General features: G+C 71.9%; 14 protein-coding genes. 4 read left to right on the plus strand and 10 right to left on the minus strand.

Annotated features, from left to right (window positions below; genetic code table 11):
• Positions 1 to 23 precede the first annotated feature (23 nt).
• Positions 24 to 644, minus strand: a complete 621-nt coding sequence (locus tag ACIBCT_RS07510; RefSeq protein ID WP_399186545.1) for an L-threonylcarbamoyladenylate synthase — start codon at positions 642 to 644, stop codon at positions 24 to 26.
• A gap of 205 nt (positions 645 to 849) precedes the next feature.
• On the opposite strand from ACIBCT_RS07510, the gene ACIBCT_RS07515 reads away from it, so the two are divergent.
• Positions 850 to 2,034 carry a cytochrome P450 gene (locus tag ACIBCT_RS07515; protein WP_399186546.1) on the plus strand — a complete coding sequence of 395 codons (1,185 nt, stop codon included), beginning with the start codon at positions 850 to 852 and terminating at the stop codon, positions 2,032 to 2,034.
• Positions 2,035 to 2,117: 83 nt separating this feature from the next.
• On the opposite strand, the gene ACIBCT_RS07520 is transcribed toward ACIBCT_RS07515, so the two are convergent.
• Both ACIBCT_RS07520 and ACIBCT_RS07525 read right to left on the minus strand, forming a co-directional pair.
• Entirely contained in the window at positions 2,118 to 2,918 is an 801-nt protein-coding gene (locus ACIBCT_RS07520; protein ID WP_399186547.1) for an SAM-dependent methyltransferase, read from the minus strand.
• A 153-nt stretch (positions 2,919 to 3,071) separates the two neighbouring features.
• Positions 3,072 to 4,298 carry a helix-turn-helix domain-containing protein gene (locus tag ACIBCT_RS07525; RefSeq protein ID WP_399186548.1) on the minus strand — a complete coding sequence of 409 codons (1,227 nt, stop codon included), beginning with the start codon at positions 4,296 to 4,298 and terminating at the stop codon, positions 3,072 to 3,074.
• Between the two features lie 237 nt (positions 4,299 to 4,535).
• Between ACIBCT_RS07525 and ACIBCT_RS07530 the strand changes: the two genes are divergently transcribed.
• Both ACIBCT_RS07530 and ACIBCT_RS07535 read left to right on the plus strand, forming a co-directional pair.
• Positions 4,536 to 4,790, plus strand: coding sequence for a hypothetical protein (locus ACIBCT_RS07530; RefSeq protein ID WP_399186549.1), 255 nt, complete (start codon positions 4,536 to 4,538; stop codon positions 4,788 to 4,790).
• Positions 4,791 to 4,813: 23 nt separating this feature from the next.
• Complete coding sequence (locus ACIBCT_RS07535) at positions 4,814 to 5,707, plus strand: hypothetical protein (RefSeq protein WP_399186550.1); 894 nt, start codon at positions 4,814 to 4,816, stop codon at positions 5,705 to 5,707.
• A gap of 119 nt (positions 5,708 to 5,826) precedes the next feature.
• Here the strand turns inward: ACIBCT_RS07535 and ACIBCT_RS07540 are convergent, their stop codons facing one another.
• Entirely contained in the window at positions 5,827 to 6,732 is a 906-nt protein-coding gene (locus ACIBCT_RS07540) for a phytanoyl-CoA dioxygenase family protein (RefSeq protein ID WP_399186551.1), read from the minus strand.
• Positions 6,733 to 6,894: 162 nt separating this feature from the next.
• Between ACIBCT_RS07540 and ACIBCT_RS07545 the strand changes: the two genes are divergently transcribed.
• A complete protein-coding gene (locus ACIBCT_RS07545; RefSeq protein WP_399186552.1) occupies positions 6,895 to 8,073 on the plus strand; it encodes a substrate-binding domain-containing protein in 1,179 nt (392 codons plus the stop codon).
• Here ACIBCT_RS07545 and ACIBCT_RS07550 read toward each other — a convergent pair.
• The 6 genes from ACIBCT_RS07550 to ACIBCT_RS07575 form a co-directional block, all read right to left on the minus strand.
• Complete coding sequence (locus ACIBCT_RS07550) at positions 8,063 to 9,676, minus strand: glycoside hydrolase family 13 protein (RefSeq protein ID WP_399186553.1); 1,614 nt, start codon at positions 9,674 to 9,676, stop codon at positions 8,063 to 8,065. The genes ACIBCT_RS07545 and ACIBCT_RS07550 overlap by 11 nt on opposite strands.
• Positions 9,660 to 9,908: a hypothetical protein gene (locus tag ACIBCT_RS07555; RefSeq protein ID WP_399186554.1), complete on the minus strand. Its 249-nt coding sequence runs from the start codon at positions 9,906 to 9,908 to the stop codon at positions 9,660 to 9,662. The genes ACIBCT_RS07550 and ACIBCT_RS07555 overlap by 17 nt, the downstream gene beginning before the upstream one ends.
• Before the next feature lie 187 nt (positions 9,909 to 10,095).
• The gene (locus ACIBCT_RS07560) at positions 10,096 to 11,397 is read right to left on the minus strand and encodes an APC family permease (RefSeq protein ID WP_399186555.1); all 1,302 of its coding nucleotides are present in this window, start codon (positions 11,395 to 11,397) and stop codon (positions 10,096 to 10,098) included.
• Between the two features lie 68 nt (positions 11,398 to 11,465).
• Positions 11,466 to 12,599, minus strand: a complete 1,134-nt coding sequence (locus ACIBCT_RS07565) for a 50S ribosomal protein L11 methyltransferase (protein ID WP_399186556.1) — start codon at positions 12,597 to 12,599, stop codon at positions 11,466 to 11,468.
• A gap of 9 nt (positions 12,600 to 12,608) precedes the next feature.
• Positions 12,609 to 12,929, minus strand: coding sequence for a Rieske (2Fe-2S) protein (locus tag ACIBCT_RS07570; protein ID WP_344893906.1), 321 nt, complete (start codon positions 12,927 to 12,929; stop codon positions 12,609 to 12,611).
• The gene (locus ACIBCT_RS07575) at positions 12,926 to 14,167 is read right to left on the minus strand and encodes an iron-containing redox enzyme family protein (protein ID WP_399186557.1); all 1,242 of its coding nucleotides are present in this window, start codon (positions 14,165 to 14,167) and stop codon (positions 12,926 to 12,928) included. The genes ACIBCT_RS07570 and ACIBCT_RS07575 overlap by 4 nt, the downstream gene beginning before the upstream one ends.
• Positions 14,168 to 14,762: the final 595 nt, after the last annotated feature.

Below are 14,762 nucleotides of genomic sequence, written 5' to 3' on the forward strand. Positions count from 1 at the left end.
CGGTTCCGCGGCGCGCCGGGCCTCTACTCGAACGGGGACGGGTCCCCGCTGCCCCGGCGGAGGATCACGGGCTCGTCCTGCGAGAGGTCGACGACCGTCGTCGGGGTGGCGCCGCACTCACCGGAGTCGATGACGGCGTCCACCACGTGGTCGAGCCTCTCCTTGATGTCCCAGCCCTGGGTCTGCGGCTCGGTCTCGCCGGGCAGCAGCAGGGTGCTCGACACCAGCGGTTCGCCGAGCTCGGCCAGCAACGCCTGCGTGACGACGTGGTCGGGGATGCGGACGCCGACCGTCTTCTTGCGGGGGTGCAGCAGCCGCCGCGGCACCTCCCTGGTCGCGGGGAGGATGAACGTGTACCCGCCGGGGGTCGCCGACTTGACCGAGCGGAACAGCGCGTTGCTCACCTGAACGAAGGTGCCGAACTGCGCGAAGTCCCGGCAGATCAGGGTGAAGTGGTGGTCGCTGTCGAGGTCGCGGATCTCCCTGATCCGGTCGATGCCCTCCTTGCTGCCCATCTGGCATCCCAGCGCGTAGCCCGAGTCCGTGGGGTACGCGATCAACCCGTCCGCGCGCAGGAGATCGACCACCTGGCCGATCAGCCGTGGTTGGGGACTGTCCGGATGCACATCGAAGTATTTCGCCACACCCCAGAGCTTAGGTTCTGTTCCGTGGATCACTCGCGCCGGAGCCGGAGCCGGGTCCCCGCCGGAGCGGGGGTCCCCGCCGGAGCGGTCCGGAGGCGGTCCGGAGGCGGTCCTGGCGCGGACGAGGGCTTGATCGACACGGGCGGGGACGAACATCATGTGGTGTTCGCCCCGTCCCCGGGAGCCCCACGACCTGAGAGGTCCCGTGTCCCACACGCCGATCGGCTACAACCCCTTCGACCACGCGCTCCACGAGGATCCCTACCCCGTCTACGGGCGTCTGCGCGAGGAGGCGCCGCTGTACCTCAGCACCATCCCCGAGCTGCCGTTCTGGGCACTGTCGCGGCACGCGGACGTCTGGGCGGCGTTCCGGGACACCGGGCTGTACTCCAGCGCCTACGGCGTCTCCCTGGAGCTGTGGTCCCCCCAGGCCAGGGAACGGTCCTCGTTCATCAGCATGGACCCGCCCGAGCACACGAACTTCCGTGCCCTGGTCTCCCGGGGCTTCTCCCCCAGGCGCGTCATGGACCTGGAGCCGCGGATCCGCGAGCTCACCCGCGCCCGCCTCGCGGTCGTCCTGGAGGCCGGGGAGTTCGACTTCGTCGGCGACCTGGCCCAGCGGGTCCCGGTGGACGTGATCTCCGAGCTCGTCGGCGTCCCCGAGGCCGACCGGGAGGAGGTGCTGCGCCTGTCGAACCTGATGATCGCCCGTGACGAGTCGTTCACCATGCCGGCCGCGGGCCGGGAGGCCACGGGCGTCCTGATGCGCTACTACGAGGAACTGATCGCCGAGCGCCGCGCCCGCCCCGGCGGCGACATGGTCTCGGCGCTGCTCGCCGCCGAGATCGACGGCCGGCGCCTGTCGGTCACCGACGTCCGCGCGGTCCTGATGCTGCTGGGCGTGGCCGGGAACGAGAGCACGGCCAAGCTGCTGGGCAACGCCTGGTACCAGGCCGCGCGCAACCCCGATCAGCGGGCCGTGGCGTTCGCCCCGGGCGGCGTCGGCCCCTGGATCGAGGAGACCCTGCGCTACGACAGCTCCGGGCAGATGGTCGCCCGCCGCGTCACCCGCGACGTCGAGCTGTACGGGCAGGTCGTCCCCGAGGGGTCACGGATGCTGCTGCTCGGCGCCGCGGCCAACCACGACCCGCGGGTGTTCCCCGACCCCGAGCGGTTCCTGCTGGGCCGGGACACCTCGCGCCTGCTGTCCTTCGGGACGGGCGCCCACTTCTGCCTCGGCGCCTCGCTGGCCCGCCTGGAGGCCCGCGTGGTCCTGGAGGAGCTCGTGGCCGCCGTCCGGGAGGACTACGAGGTCGGCGAGGCCGAGCGCGTCCACTCGGCGAACATGCGCGGCTTCGGTTCCCTGCGCACCGTCGTCAAGGCCCGCTAGTCCCTGCGCACCGTCGTCAGGGCCCCTGGCCCCCGCGCACGTCGTAAGGCCCGCCGGTCCCTGCGCACCGTCGTCAGGGCCGGCTAGGCGGCCGGGGACCGGACCCGGCCGACGCCGCCGTAGATCCCCACCTGGTCCGGTCCCAGCCCCTCGGCGATGCCGTCCGGGTGCCAGGTGGTGATGGGGACGACGCCGGGTTCGACCACCTCCAGGCCGTCGAGGAAGGGGACGATCCGCTCCAGGGGCCGCAGGGACGGGGACGCCGAGGCCCGCGAGTACGCCTTCTCCAGCGACTCCACGTACTCCTCGAAGCCCACGGCCGTGCCGTGGGAGATGCCCACGTGGCTCCCGGCGGGCAGGGCGTCGCGGAACTCCCGCACCGCCCCGTACGGGTCGTCGGCGTCGGCCACGAAGTGCAGCAGGCCGATCATCAGCAGGCCGATCGGCTCGTCCCAGTCCAGGAACTCCCTGACGGTGGGGTCGGAGAGGATGCCCCCGGGGGTACGGGCGTCGCCCTCGACCACCCGCACGTTCCCGCCGTCGGACATCAGCGTCTGCGCGTGGATCAGCACGACCGGGTCGTTGTCGACGTACACGACGCGCGCGTCGGGGGCGAGCTCGTGGACGTTGCCCGCCGTGGGCAGGCCCGCGCCGATGTCGAGGAACTGGCGGATCCCCTCACCGCGCATGAAACGCACGACCCGGCGCAGGAAATGCCGGTTCTCCCTGCACGCCTTCTGCACGTACGGGCTGGCCCGCATGGCGGCCTCGGCCGCGGCGATGTCGGCCGGGTAGTGGGTGTTGCCGCCGATGTAGTAGTCGTACATCCGGGCCGGATTGGCCTTGGACGGGTCGATACCGGGGGCGCGTTCCCGATCCTCCATGCGGTTTCCTTCCGTCGGCGCTGAGGGGAGAAAGGTGGCACGACAGGCCATTGATCGTAGAGCGGAAATCATCCGGTACACCAATGAAGACGGGGATTTTCATCACGGAAAAAACAATGGCCGTTCAAAAATGATTTCCGCCGGGCGCCGTGCCTACCGGGTGCCGTCCAGGATCCTCCGCCGGAACTCCGCCAGGACCTTGGGCGTGCGGGCCGCGGGCTCGGCCGACAGGCTCAGCCGGGTGTGGGCCATCCGGTACTCGGCGACCTGCAGCGGATCGGTGATCATGTTGTCGGTGACGAGCTGCGGCACGTACACGGAGTCCGTCCCCTGGCCGGCCCCCTGGCCGACGCCGAACAGGCTGAACGCCCCGCCCCGCGGCCGGTAGCGGCCGTCCCGGGTCAGGTTCACCTGCAGGGCGACGTGCGGCCGCTCGGCCGCCTCGGCCAGGTGGGCGAGCTGCTCCAGCAGCACGTCCGGGCCGCCGATCGGGTCCAGCAGGGCGTGCTCCTGCACCACCGCCCAGATCCTCAGCGTCCCGTCGCGCACCCGCTCCTGGCGCCTGCGCAGGATCCGCCAGGCCAGGTCGATCTGTTCCGGCGCGGGATCGGGGTGGTGGACCGCCAGGCGGGAGGCGCGTGCGTAGCGCTCGGTCTGCAGCAGCGCAGGCACGGTGTCGTTGTTGTACGAGCGCAGCAGTTCCGCGCCGTCCTCCACCGCGAGGTTGACCAGCAGCCACAGCGGCAGCCTGCTCACGTCGTCGTACCACCAGGCGTCGTCGTGCTCGCCGCGCGCCACCGCCGCCAGCAGCTCCCGCTGGTAGGGGTCGTTCACCCCGTACAGCAGCAGCAGTTCCTCCAGGTCGGTGGGCTGGAGCTCGGCGGTACCGTCCTCGATGCCGGTGACCACGCTCTCGTCGACACCGATCGCGTCCGCGGCCTCGGCCGCCGTCAGGCCGTGCTCGTCGCGCATGCTCCGCAGCCGGGCACCGAGCCGGTTCGGCCCGACCTGCTCGGCGGGCCGGTGCGCCAGGAAGACCGAGGAGGCCGGGTAAGGATGGGTGGGCTCGCTCGTCAGGCGGGTGTCCGGCGCGGCCGTCCGGCCGGGGTGGCGGGCCGTCGCCAGCTCCTGGACGTCGATGCCGAAGAACCACGCGATGCCCAGCGCCTTGTCAAGCGAGAGCCCGCTGCGCTGGCCGGAGGTCAGCTGCGACAGGTAGCCCACGACGATCGGCGTCGGCGGGAAGTCCGTGCCGTCCGCGGCCTTCCCCGCGGTGATCATCCGGGCGGCTTCGCGCAGCTTGTAGGGCCGGCCGGTCTCCGGGTTCGGGGTCGCCGCGAACAGCCGGTTGAGCCGCTCGGCCAACGGCGGCGACGTCACGACCCCACCCCGATCCTCGCGGTCGCTCAAGGTTGACAGAAGGCGAAAGCAGAGGGAACGATAACACCGATCAAGTGTTCACTACAGTGGACACCTCGTTCCGGGACACGAGGGGCGTCACATGGATCATCCTCATGCCGGTGCCGGGCCTTCGCCCCGCCGGTCCCTCCCGGAGCCTTCCCCGGGAACGCGGCCTTCGGCCGGAACGGGTCCGTGCCGTGACGTCCGGGGCGGCGGATGAGGACGGGCCGCGCGGCCGCCCACTGGCGGGAGGATCCGCTCATCGACCACCGCGCGCACGGCCCGGTGATCGGGGAGCAGGACATCATCGCCTCCGCCGAGGCCGGGGAGGACGTCTTCCCCGTGGGATGCCTGTGCGGCCGGATGCCCGTCACGCTCATCCTCGACCCCTTCAAGGTGTACGACGTCTACGCCGAGCACATGCGTGCCGAGCAGGCCGCCTCCTGGACGGGGCAGGAACGCCGTTCTTAGCATGTACATGTTAAGAAAGACGAATGGAGACGCCCGTCCCCGCCGAACCCGTGCGTGAGCACGAGACCGCGCGTGAGCCCGTGCACGCGCCGGAGACCGGGTGCTGGGGCGAGCCCGCGGGTGGGCACGGGCCCGCGGGAGGTCCCGGGACCGGGCACGGGCCCGCGGGAGGGCCGGACGTCCCGCACGAGCCGGAGCGTGAGCACGGCAGCCACATCATCACCGTGCTGGAGGGCGCGTGGGCCACGGTCCGCGCCCGCCACCCCGACGTCCCCCGGGTGGTGATGATCACCGGTCAGGGGCGCGAGGGCCGGTGGATGAACTGGGGCCACTTCGGGCCCGACACCTGGACCGCGCAGTCCGGCAGCTCCCCGGAACTGTTCGCCTCCGGGGAGCTGATCGGCCTCGGCGGGCGCCACGTGATGCAGGCCCTGCTGCACGAGGCCGCCCACGCCCTGGCCCACGTGCGCGGCATCAAGGAGACCAGCAACGGGTACCGCTACCACAACAAGCGGTTCGTGCGCCTGGCCGCCGAGCTGGGCCTGGCCGGGCCTGACCGGCCGGCCCCGATCACCGGCTACTCCGACTGCACGATCACCGACGCCACCGCCGAGTCCTACCGGGCACAGATCGACGCCCTGGACGCCGAGCGCCTGCCCTACCTCGACAGCCCGCAGCGGGCCCGGCTGCGCCCGTCCGAGAGCGACCAGGGCACGGCCGTGACCGCCCCGCTCCCGGTGCCCGGCGACGCGCCGCAGGAGGCCCCGGGGCGGGAGCCGCGCGGCCGCGACGGCACCCGGTTCGCCGTCACGTGCTGCTGCATCCCGGCCCGCCGCCTGCAGGTCACCCCCGCGGTGTGGGAACGCGGCTCCATCGTCTGCGGGACGTGCGGGGAGGAGTTCGCACCCCCGGAGTGACGAAACGCCCCGCCCGCGGACGCCCCTCGCCGGAACCGGGACCGGGGCCGCGACCAGGGCCGCGACCGGGAAGGCGGGCACCCCGAAGGCGGGCACCGGAAGGCGGGCACCGGGAAGGCTCACGCCTCCCCCATCACCAGGCCCTCGATCGTGTGCTTCTGCACGATCGGCCGCAGCTCGTCCACCGCGGGGCAGGGCAGGTGGTCGCGCACCTGGGCCGGCAGGCTCTCCCGGTATCCGTGGGTGACCGCCATGTCGTGGTGCGCGGCGTTGCCCGCGCCGGGGGCGTCGACGCCCAGGACGAGCACCGGCCGGGACTTCTGCGAGCGGTTGACCGTGCCCCGGTGGATCGTCAGGGCCGAGCGGGCCGAGATGTCGCCGCGCCTCGGGTACTTGCGCACCGCGCGCTCGACGTAGCGCGACCAGGTGTCCCGGGGCGGGAACATGCCGTGGTCGAACGACGGCTCGTCGTCCCACTGGGTGCCCGGGGCGATCTCGAAGGGGCCCATGTCGGGCTCGGTGTCCACGGCCGTGAGGTTGAACGCCAGCGAGGTGAGCCTGCGGTTCGCCCGGGTCTCCTCGGGCATCGGGAAGTCGCGGTGCCAGGGCTGGTCGACCGCCCCGGCCAGCGGCACGTCGAAGCCCAGCTCGACGATCTCGTACCGGGGACCGAGCACGGCCGTGCAGACCGCGACGACCCACGGGTGCGTGACCAGGTCGACGAAACCGCGCATCTGCTCGGGGTGGATCTCGACGTAGAAGCGGTTCGGGCCGCGGCCCACCGCGCCGCCCTCGCGGGTGAGCGCGTCCTTGAAGGCGATGTCGATGTCCTCGGCCACCTGGTCCACCCATGCGGCCTCGAAGGCGCCCTGACGGGCCGTGATCCCGTCGCGGTACAGGTCCTCGACGGCCTGGGCCGTGCCCGCCTCGTCCATGTGCGCGTTCTTCCAGCCCGCCCGTACGGGACCCGCGGGGGCTTCTCCGGCGGCCTCCGGGGCCGTCGCGCGATGTGTCGTGTCGGTCATGGCACTCTCCTCATCTGCCGGATCCTTCTATATTGCATCGTGGCATGCAACGTTGCAAGTGTCGGTGGCAGAATAGGATCGATGATCGGTGCCCGGGTGCCGCGACGCGCGGCCCGCCGCCGGGCCGGTCCCGGGCGGACGAGGCGGATGTGAGGAGGGCCGGTGGCCGGTCTCAAGGACGTGGCGGCACGGGCCGGGGTCTCCGTGCGGACGGTGTCCAACGTCGTCAACGACTTCCCGCTGGTCGCCCCCGAGACGCGGCGGCGCGTGCAGAAGGCCCTGGAGGAGCTGAGCTACCGCCCGAACGCGGCTGCGCGGCGGCTGCGCGGCGGCCGGTCCGGGCTCATCGGGCTGGTCATACCGGAGATCGACTCGCCCTACTTCGGGGAGCTGGCGTCCCTGCTGGTGCAGGAGGCGCAGGAGCACTCCTGGACGCTGCTGGTCGACCAGACCGACGGCGACCCCGACCGCGAGCGCCGGCTGCTCGAGGGCATGCCGGGGCAGATGATCGACGGCCTGATCATGAGCCCCTGGGGCCTGTCCCCGGCCGACCTGCGGCGGCGTGCCGACGCCGTGCCGCTGGTCCTGCTCGGCGAGCAGGACGCCGCGGGGCTGATCGACCACGTGAGCGTGGACTCGGTGGCCGCCTCCGCCGAGGCGACCCGGCACCTGATCGATCTGGGCCGCCGCCGGATCGCGGCGATCGGCGTGCAGCCGCACCTGGCCAACGGCACGGCGCGGCAGCGGGTGACGGGGTACCGCCAGGCGTTGCGCGACGCCGGCGCGCCTCACGACCCCGCGCTGGAGGTGGCGGTGGACGCCCTGCACCGGGCCGACGGGGCACGGGCCATGCGGTGGCTGCTGGACGAGGGGCACGCCCCGGACGCGATCGTCTGCTTCAGCGACCAGCTCGCCCTGGGGGCGATGCGGGTGGCGCTGGAACGCGGCCTGACCGTGCCGGGGGACCTGGCGGTGTGCGGGTTCGACGACATCGAGGACGGGCGGTACGCCACCCCGTCGCTGACCACCGTGGCCCCGGACAAGGCGGAGATCGCAAAAAGGGCCGTCGCCTGCCTGGCCGACCGGCTGCTGAAGCCGCCGGTCCCCGGCACGAACCGCCTCGACCGGACGGCCGCCTCCCCCGCCGTACCGGAGCCCGCGGATCCCGGCACCGGGGAGCCGGCCACGCCGGATCCCGCCGGCACCGCGGAGCCCGCGGAGCCAGCGGACCCGGCCGTGGCGCCCACCCGTCCGCCGGCGCGCAGGATCGTGACCGCGCACCGGCTGGTGATCCGCGAGAGCACCGCCGGGCGCTCCGCCGGGAGCGTGCTCAGCGGATGAGCCACACCCCGGTGTCGGGCGGCAGCCGCCCGCCCTCCAGCGGGCCGCTCGCCAGCACGACGCTCCCGTACGGCGGCAGCGGCACCGCGTCGCCGGAGAGGTTGATCATGCAGGTGAAGCCCGCGTCCCTGGAGAAGGCCAGCACGTCCGGCGCGACCTCGCCCACGTCACCGGTGTCCAGCCAGGTCAGGTCGCCGGTGACGGCGCGCCGGGCGCGCAGGGCGGCGCGGTAGAGGGCGAGCGTCGAGTCCGGGTCGCCGGTCTGCGCCTCGACGGTGTGCGCGGCCCATCCGGCCGGTTGCGGCAGCCAGGGCTCACCCGTGCCGAACCCGAACGGCGGCTCCGGGCCCGACCACGGCAGCGGCACCCGGGAGCCGTCGCGGCCCTTGACCGTGTGACCGGAGCGGACCCAGGTCGGGTCCCGCAGCACCTCCGCGGGCAGGTCCTCGACGCCGGGCAGGCCGAGCTCCTCGCCCTGGTAGACGTACACGCCGCCGGGCAGGGCGGTGCTCAGCAGCGCGGCGGCCCTGGCGCGCCGGGTGCCGAGTTCGAGGTCGGCGGGCGAGCCGTGCACGTCGGAGAAGTAGTGCGGGCCGAAGGTGGTGTCCGCCCGCCCGTAGCGGGTGACGAGCCGGGGGACGTCGTGGTTGGACAGCACCCAGGTCGGCGGGGCGCCCACCTTGGCGTGCTCGGCCAGCGTCGTGTCGATCACCTCGCGCAGGTCTCCCGCGTCCCAGGCGCAGGTGAGCATGGCGAAGTTGAAGGCCGTGTGCAGCTCGTCCGGGCGCAGGTAGCGCGCGATGCGCGCCTGGTCGGGCAGCCAGATCTCCCCCACGAAGATCCGCTCGCCGGGGTAGGAGTCGGCCACGGCCCGCCAGGTGCGGTAGATCTCGTGCACCGCCTCCTGGTCCTTCCAGGGCACGTGCCCCGGGTAGCCGGCCAGGTCCGGCAGCCCTTCCGCCTTGACCAGGGCGGGGGCGACGTCGATGCGGAAGCCGTCCACCCCGCGGTCGAGCCAGAAGCGCAGGGTGCGCTCGAAGTCCGCGTGCACGTCCGGGTGGTTCCAGTTGAGGTCGGGCTGCTCGGGCGCGTACAGGTGCAGGTACCACTCGCCGTCCGGCACCCGGGTCCACGCGCGCCCGCCGAACGCCGCGGGCCAGTCGTTCGGCGGCTCGTCACCGGCGTGGAACCAGAAGCGCTCGCGCGCGGGCGACCCCGGCCCGGCCGCGAGCGCCTCCTGGAACCAGGGGTGCCGGTCGGAGCAGTGGTTGGGCACGATGTCGATGACGATCCGGACGCCCAGCGCGTGGGCCTCCTCGATCAGGCTCCCGGCCTCGGCGAGCGTGCCGAAGACCGGGTCGATGTCGCGGTGGTCGGCCACGTCGTAGCCGCCGTCGACCATCGGCGACGGGTACCACGGGGTGATCCACAGGGCGTCCACGCCGAGCTCCGCCAGGTAGGGCAGGCGGTCGCGCAGCCCCGCCAGGTCCCCCACGCCGTCGCCGTCGCCGTCGGCGAAGCTGCGCAGGTAGATCTGGTAGATGGCGGCGGTACGCCACCACGGGTCCCGCCCGGCCGGCGGCCGGTCAGCCACCGAGCTCACGGACCACGGTGTCCAGCCGGTGCGCCAGCTCGTCGAGCCGCTCGTCGCTCAGCCCGCCGCCCGCCGCGTCCTCGCCGAGCTGCTCCTGCAGTTCGCGGCGGCTGACGACGCTCAGTCCCTCGACCCGGTCCGCCGGGACGACCCGGCAGGCGCCTTCGACGTAGACCAGCGTCGCGTCGGGGTCCGGCGACCCCAGCAGTTCGCGGACGTCGTCCCGATCGACCAGTGCCATGGCTGTCATCCCTCTTCCGTCCGTGTGCCCACTCCGCCCGCCCGGTCCGCGGTCACCGCGGTCACCGCACGGTGCCCCGCCGGGAGCGTGTGCCCAGACGGGGGCGGACGCGCGGTCCGGGGTGGCACCGGACCGGTGGACCCGGTCCGGTGCTACCCGGCAGGCCGTGCGGTACACCGGAACCGGCTCAGTCGGCCGGGGGCGCCGCCACCGGCACCGGGTCCTTCTCGGCGGTCAGCACGTGCACCACCGAGCCCGCGATCAGCAGCCCGAGGGGGTAGAGCAGCATCCAGCCGAAGCCGATCAGCAGCACCACCACCGGGGCGCACGCCAGCACCACCAGCAGCCAGTTCCTGGGCCCCCGGAACAGGGTGCCGTAGGCCAGGGCCGACATGGCGTAGCCGATGATGAAGTTCACCGCCGACAGCCGGAAGACCTGGTCCAGCGTGAGCACCTCGACGCCGTGCAGCACCACGACCGTGCCGAACATCAGCACGGCGACCACGATGGCCGCGACGGGGGCGCCGTTGACCCTGTTGCACACGGTCAGCCGCGCGGGCAGCAGGCGCTCCCGGGCGGTGGCGAAGATGATCCGCGAGGTGGCCCAGGTGCCGCCCATCAGCGTCGCGAAGACGATCAGGGCGCCGAGCACCGCGGCCGCGGTCCCGGCCGCGGCACCGAAGACCTGCTTCAGGACCGCCGCCACCGGCGCCTGCCGGACCATCGGGTCGTTCGGGTCCAGCGACACCTGCACGGCGGTGGCGATGCCGACGTACAGGACCACGATGACGACGAAGGAGGCGGCCAGCACCAGCGGCAGGTCGCGCCGGGGGTCGTGGTACTCCTCCGTGGTCGAGGCGACCAGTTCCCAGCCGGTGAAGGCGAAGAAGACCAGCCCGACCGCGGGGAGCAGGTCGAGCCAGTTCACCGGCAGCGACACCGAGCCCTGCATCTCGAAACCGGGGGTGACGAACGGCACGGCCGCGACGACCGCGATGAGCAGCACCAGCAGCGCGGTGACGACCGTCTGGACCCCGCCCGCCAGCCGCGACCCCAGGGCGTTCAGCACGGCCACCACCGCCAGGTAGGCCAGCGTCGCCGGGAAGACGGCGTCGGGCATGCCGAGCAGCACGGCCGTGTAGTTGCCCCCGGTGATCGCCATCGCCGCCCCGCCGCAGGCCGTGGCGCCGAGCAGCACGTAGGCGACGGGCGAGGCGACGCGCCTTCCGAAGGCGGCCTGCATGAAGCCGATCACCCCGCCCGCGCTGGGGTAGCGCGAGCCGAGCTTCGAGAAGACCAGCAGCAGGGGGATCACCATGATCGCCGCCGCGACCCAGGCGAAGACCGCCGCGGATCCGACGGAGGCGTAGGCGAGTCCCGGGAGCACCAGCAGCCCACTGCCGACGATCATGCTGACCGCCAGGCCGACGCCCCGGCTGATCGTCAGGGTCTTGTGCAGTTCCTTGGATGAATCAGCCGTGGTACTCATCTTCTCCTCAATATGGGCGGAAGTACGGGGACGACGGTGGACGCCCGCCCATCCTCGGGGGTTGTCGGCTACCTGTGTCCGGAAACGGACTCGCCGCCCGGGGCGGCACCGAGGGGTCCGGGCCGCACCAGCACCCGGTCGTCGTCGTGGGACGCGAGCAGCCGCAGCGGCTCGCCGGCGCGGCAGGGCAGGGGCCGCTCGAAGGTCTGCACCGCCTGCCGCCAGTGCGTCCCGTGGTCCTCGGGACCGTTGGACAGGGTGATGCCCTCGGCCAGGTCGAGCTCGAACCACATGACGATCGCGTGGCAGGTGCCGTCGGCCGTCACCGGCGCCGGCACGACACGCTCCCGCTCGCACTCCCCGGTACGGAAGTCGAAGTCGAACAGCGGGAACGGGTCGCCGAGCAGCCGGTGCCGGTAACCGGTCAGGTACGTCGAGAAGTACTCCATCGACCTGAACTGCTGGAAGAGCGTCATGTCGAAGTCGTAGACGTTGCCCACGTGGTTGCGGGCGAACAGCTCCTCGCTCTCGACGAGCCGGCCCCACAGCCGGGCGCCCTGCGGCGCGACGACGGCGTCCGGGCGCAGCAGCTCCCGGCGGGCGTGCTCCAGGCTCGGCAGCGCGCCCTCGCCGAGCAGCGCGCAGTCGAAGATCTCGGTGAGCAGCACGTCCGCCCTGCGGGGGAGGTCGACGCCCACCCGCAGGTCGGTCGACTTCGCCTCCACGACCTTCACCCGGGAGTCCACGCCGTTCACGACCATGGTCCGCCGGGCGATCGCGGCGATGACCGGCTCCATCTCGCAGGTGACCACCATCCCGGCACCGGCCTCGACGGCCAGCAGCGACAGCAGCCCGGCCCCGGTCCCGATGTCCAGCACCAGGTCACCGGGGCGCACCACGGCGGAGATGGCCTTGCGGTAGGCCTCGTTGCGGGCCTGGTCGTTGAGCATCGCGAAGTGCCAGCGCGGCACGAGCTGGCGCACCGCGCGGTTGAACAGGAGGTTCGCCGGGCCGTACCCGGGCTGTGCCCCTCCCGCCCCCGCGAACAGGTTGGCGGCGGTGGTGTAGTCGCGCCGGTTCATCGCGTCCATGCCGTGCTTCAGCAGGGCCTCGGCACCGGCGACCTCGGACCAGAAGAGCGACTCGGCCGCGGGCTCCGGGCCCTTCGGTGAGCCCTCGACGTTCTTGATGATGGGTGTCATGAATCGCCCCTAGCTCGCGAAGACCATCTGGTGTACCGGGACCGCCTCGCCGAGACCGGCCGGCAGGTAGGCGACGACGCTGGAACCGCGCTGGATCGTGGGGACGGCGCGGTCGCAGAGGCGGTCGACGCGAAAGGTGCTGCCGTGCCAGGGGCACCGCAGCCGTTCGTCCTCGATCTCACCGAGGTGGAGCGGGCCGCCGCGGTGCGGGCAGCGGCTGTGGATCAGGTGGACGGAACCGGAACGCTCCAGGAAGAAGTACGTCTCGTCACCGGCGCGCACGGCGTTGTGCCTGGGCCACTCCAGTTCCACCCGGACGCGAGCGCTCACGAGCCGGCCCGCGTGGCCGACCGGGTGAAGGCGAGCGTGGCGCCCCCCTCGGACCGCAGGCCGTACAGCCGCCCCCTGGGGACGCGCACCGCCTGGCCCGCGGTGACCTCCAGCGGCCCCCCGGTGGCGCTCCAGTGCAGCTCGGCGGTACCGGCCAGCACCGAGACGGTCATGTCGTGGTCGCTGACCATCGTCTCGAACGGCGTGCCGGAGTCGATCTCGCGCGGGTCGTCCCGGTCCTCGCGGGAGCCCGTGTCCGCGGTGACGGCCTCCGGCCGCCAGGTGAGCTGCCCGACCAGGTCCGCGTCGTTGAGCCTGCCCAGGGCGCGGACGTCCTCGATGCCGCGCAGCAGCTCGCGGATGGCGTGGTCGCCGTGCTTGCGGGCGAGCGGCAGCAGGAGGTCGTTCACCGCCATCCGGCCGTGGTGCTGGTCGATGTGGGCGTGCTCGTCGAAGTAGCGGGTGTCGATCCCGTCGCCGTAGACCGCGCGGAACGTCTTCGTCATGGCGGCGAAGGACGGCGCGAACGTCGCCTCCAGGAAGGCCATGCCGCCGATGTAGCGGAAGAACTCCGACCGGTTCTTGGTGACCTTGTAGAAGTAGTTGTTCCCGGCCATCCAGCTGGGCAGGTAGGAGAACCAGTAGTGGTGCGGTTCGGCGCTCATTCCCACGCTGCGGCACAGCTCGACGAACAGGGTGCTGTGCTTCGCGTCGAAGACGCCGTACCCGAATTCGTCGATGAATATCTTGAAGACCTCGCTCTGCTCCGGCCCGTACGCGCCGCCCAGATTCTGAGACATCGCGGTCGCCTCGGTGAGGCCGTCGAGCGCCATTTGCGCGATCATCATCTCGGCCGCCCGCCGCGGGTCCGCCGCCTGCTCGATCGCGCGCAGCGCCGGGCGGTCGTCGTTCACCGCCTCGTCGATGGCGGCCAGGACGTGCGCCTCCAGGGCGTCGCAGTCCCAGCGTCCGTTTATTCGGACGTCCGACCCGAGGGAGTCGAACACATAGGACTCGGCGACCGGCCGCACGATGTCGGAATGGAGCCGCGCCTTCCGCCCGTAGAATTCCTCGAACTGTTTCTCTTTTCCGGCGAGTCCCGAGGACGGCAGGAAGAGCGCGTCGCTCTCGTAAATGTTCATCAGCAGCCGGTTGACGACCAGGCTTTCATCGGAAAGCAGACCCTCTTCCGACAACGGCTGATCCCACTTGATCCTGGAGAGCCGTTCCGCGTCCATTGGACGGTGATAGGGGGTGTCGTTCACATAGGGATTCCCGGTCGGCCGGTAACTCGATGCGGCGGTCAGTTCCGACACCGATTCCCCGACGGAAACAGGCTCCTGGAGTGGTCCTACGAACGTCATGTCAAGAGCGCCTTCCACGAGAGAAGAACAGTTTCTGGAGCATGGTCGACCGCAGGTCGGAGGTCACCTGTGAAAAGGGTACGTCCAGCCTGCGTCGAGATCGGACTGCGTTGTATCGGACTGAGACGACCCCGTGTTCTGCTTCCCTGTACCCTCTATCTCTTCACTTCCCCGCGCTTTGCATCGCAGATGCTAATACAGCGCTCCAATCGGGGCAAGCCGGTCATACGGAGATTCTTCTGCCATCGCTCGCCCCTGTGGAGATGGTGGTTCCGGAGCGGGAGGGGACGCACAAATTTCCACGTGGCGCAGGCCGCCGGTCACGAGAAATACACCCTCTTCCCGTCTCCGGAAAGCGCGGCATCCGGATGGGCGTCAACTCACCCCTCCGACCTGCGGTTGATGCGCGGAGTTTCACCGTCCGGCGCCCTTCCATCACGGCGCGACAACGTAATCGCGGGGACGAATG

The sequence above is a fragment of the Streptosporangium sp. NPDC050855 genome (assembly GCF_044456585.1).
Lineage (GTDB): Bacteria > Actinomycetota > Actinomycetes > Streptosporangiales > Streptosporangiaceae > Streptosporangium > Streptosporangium longisporum.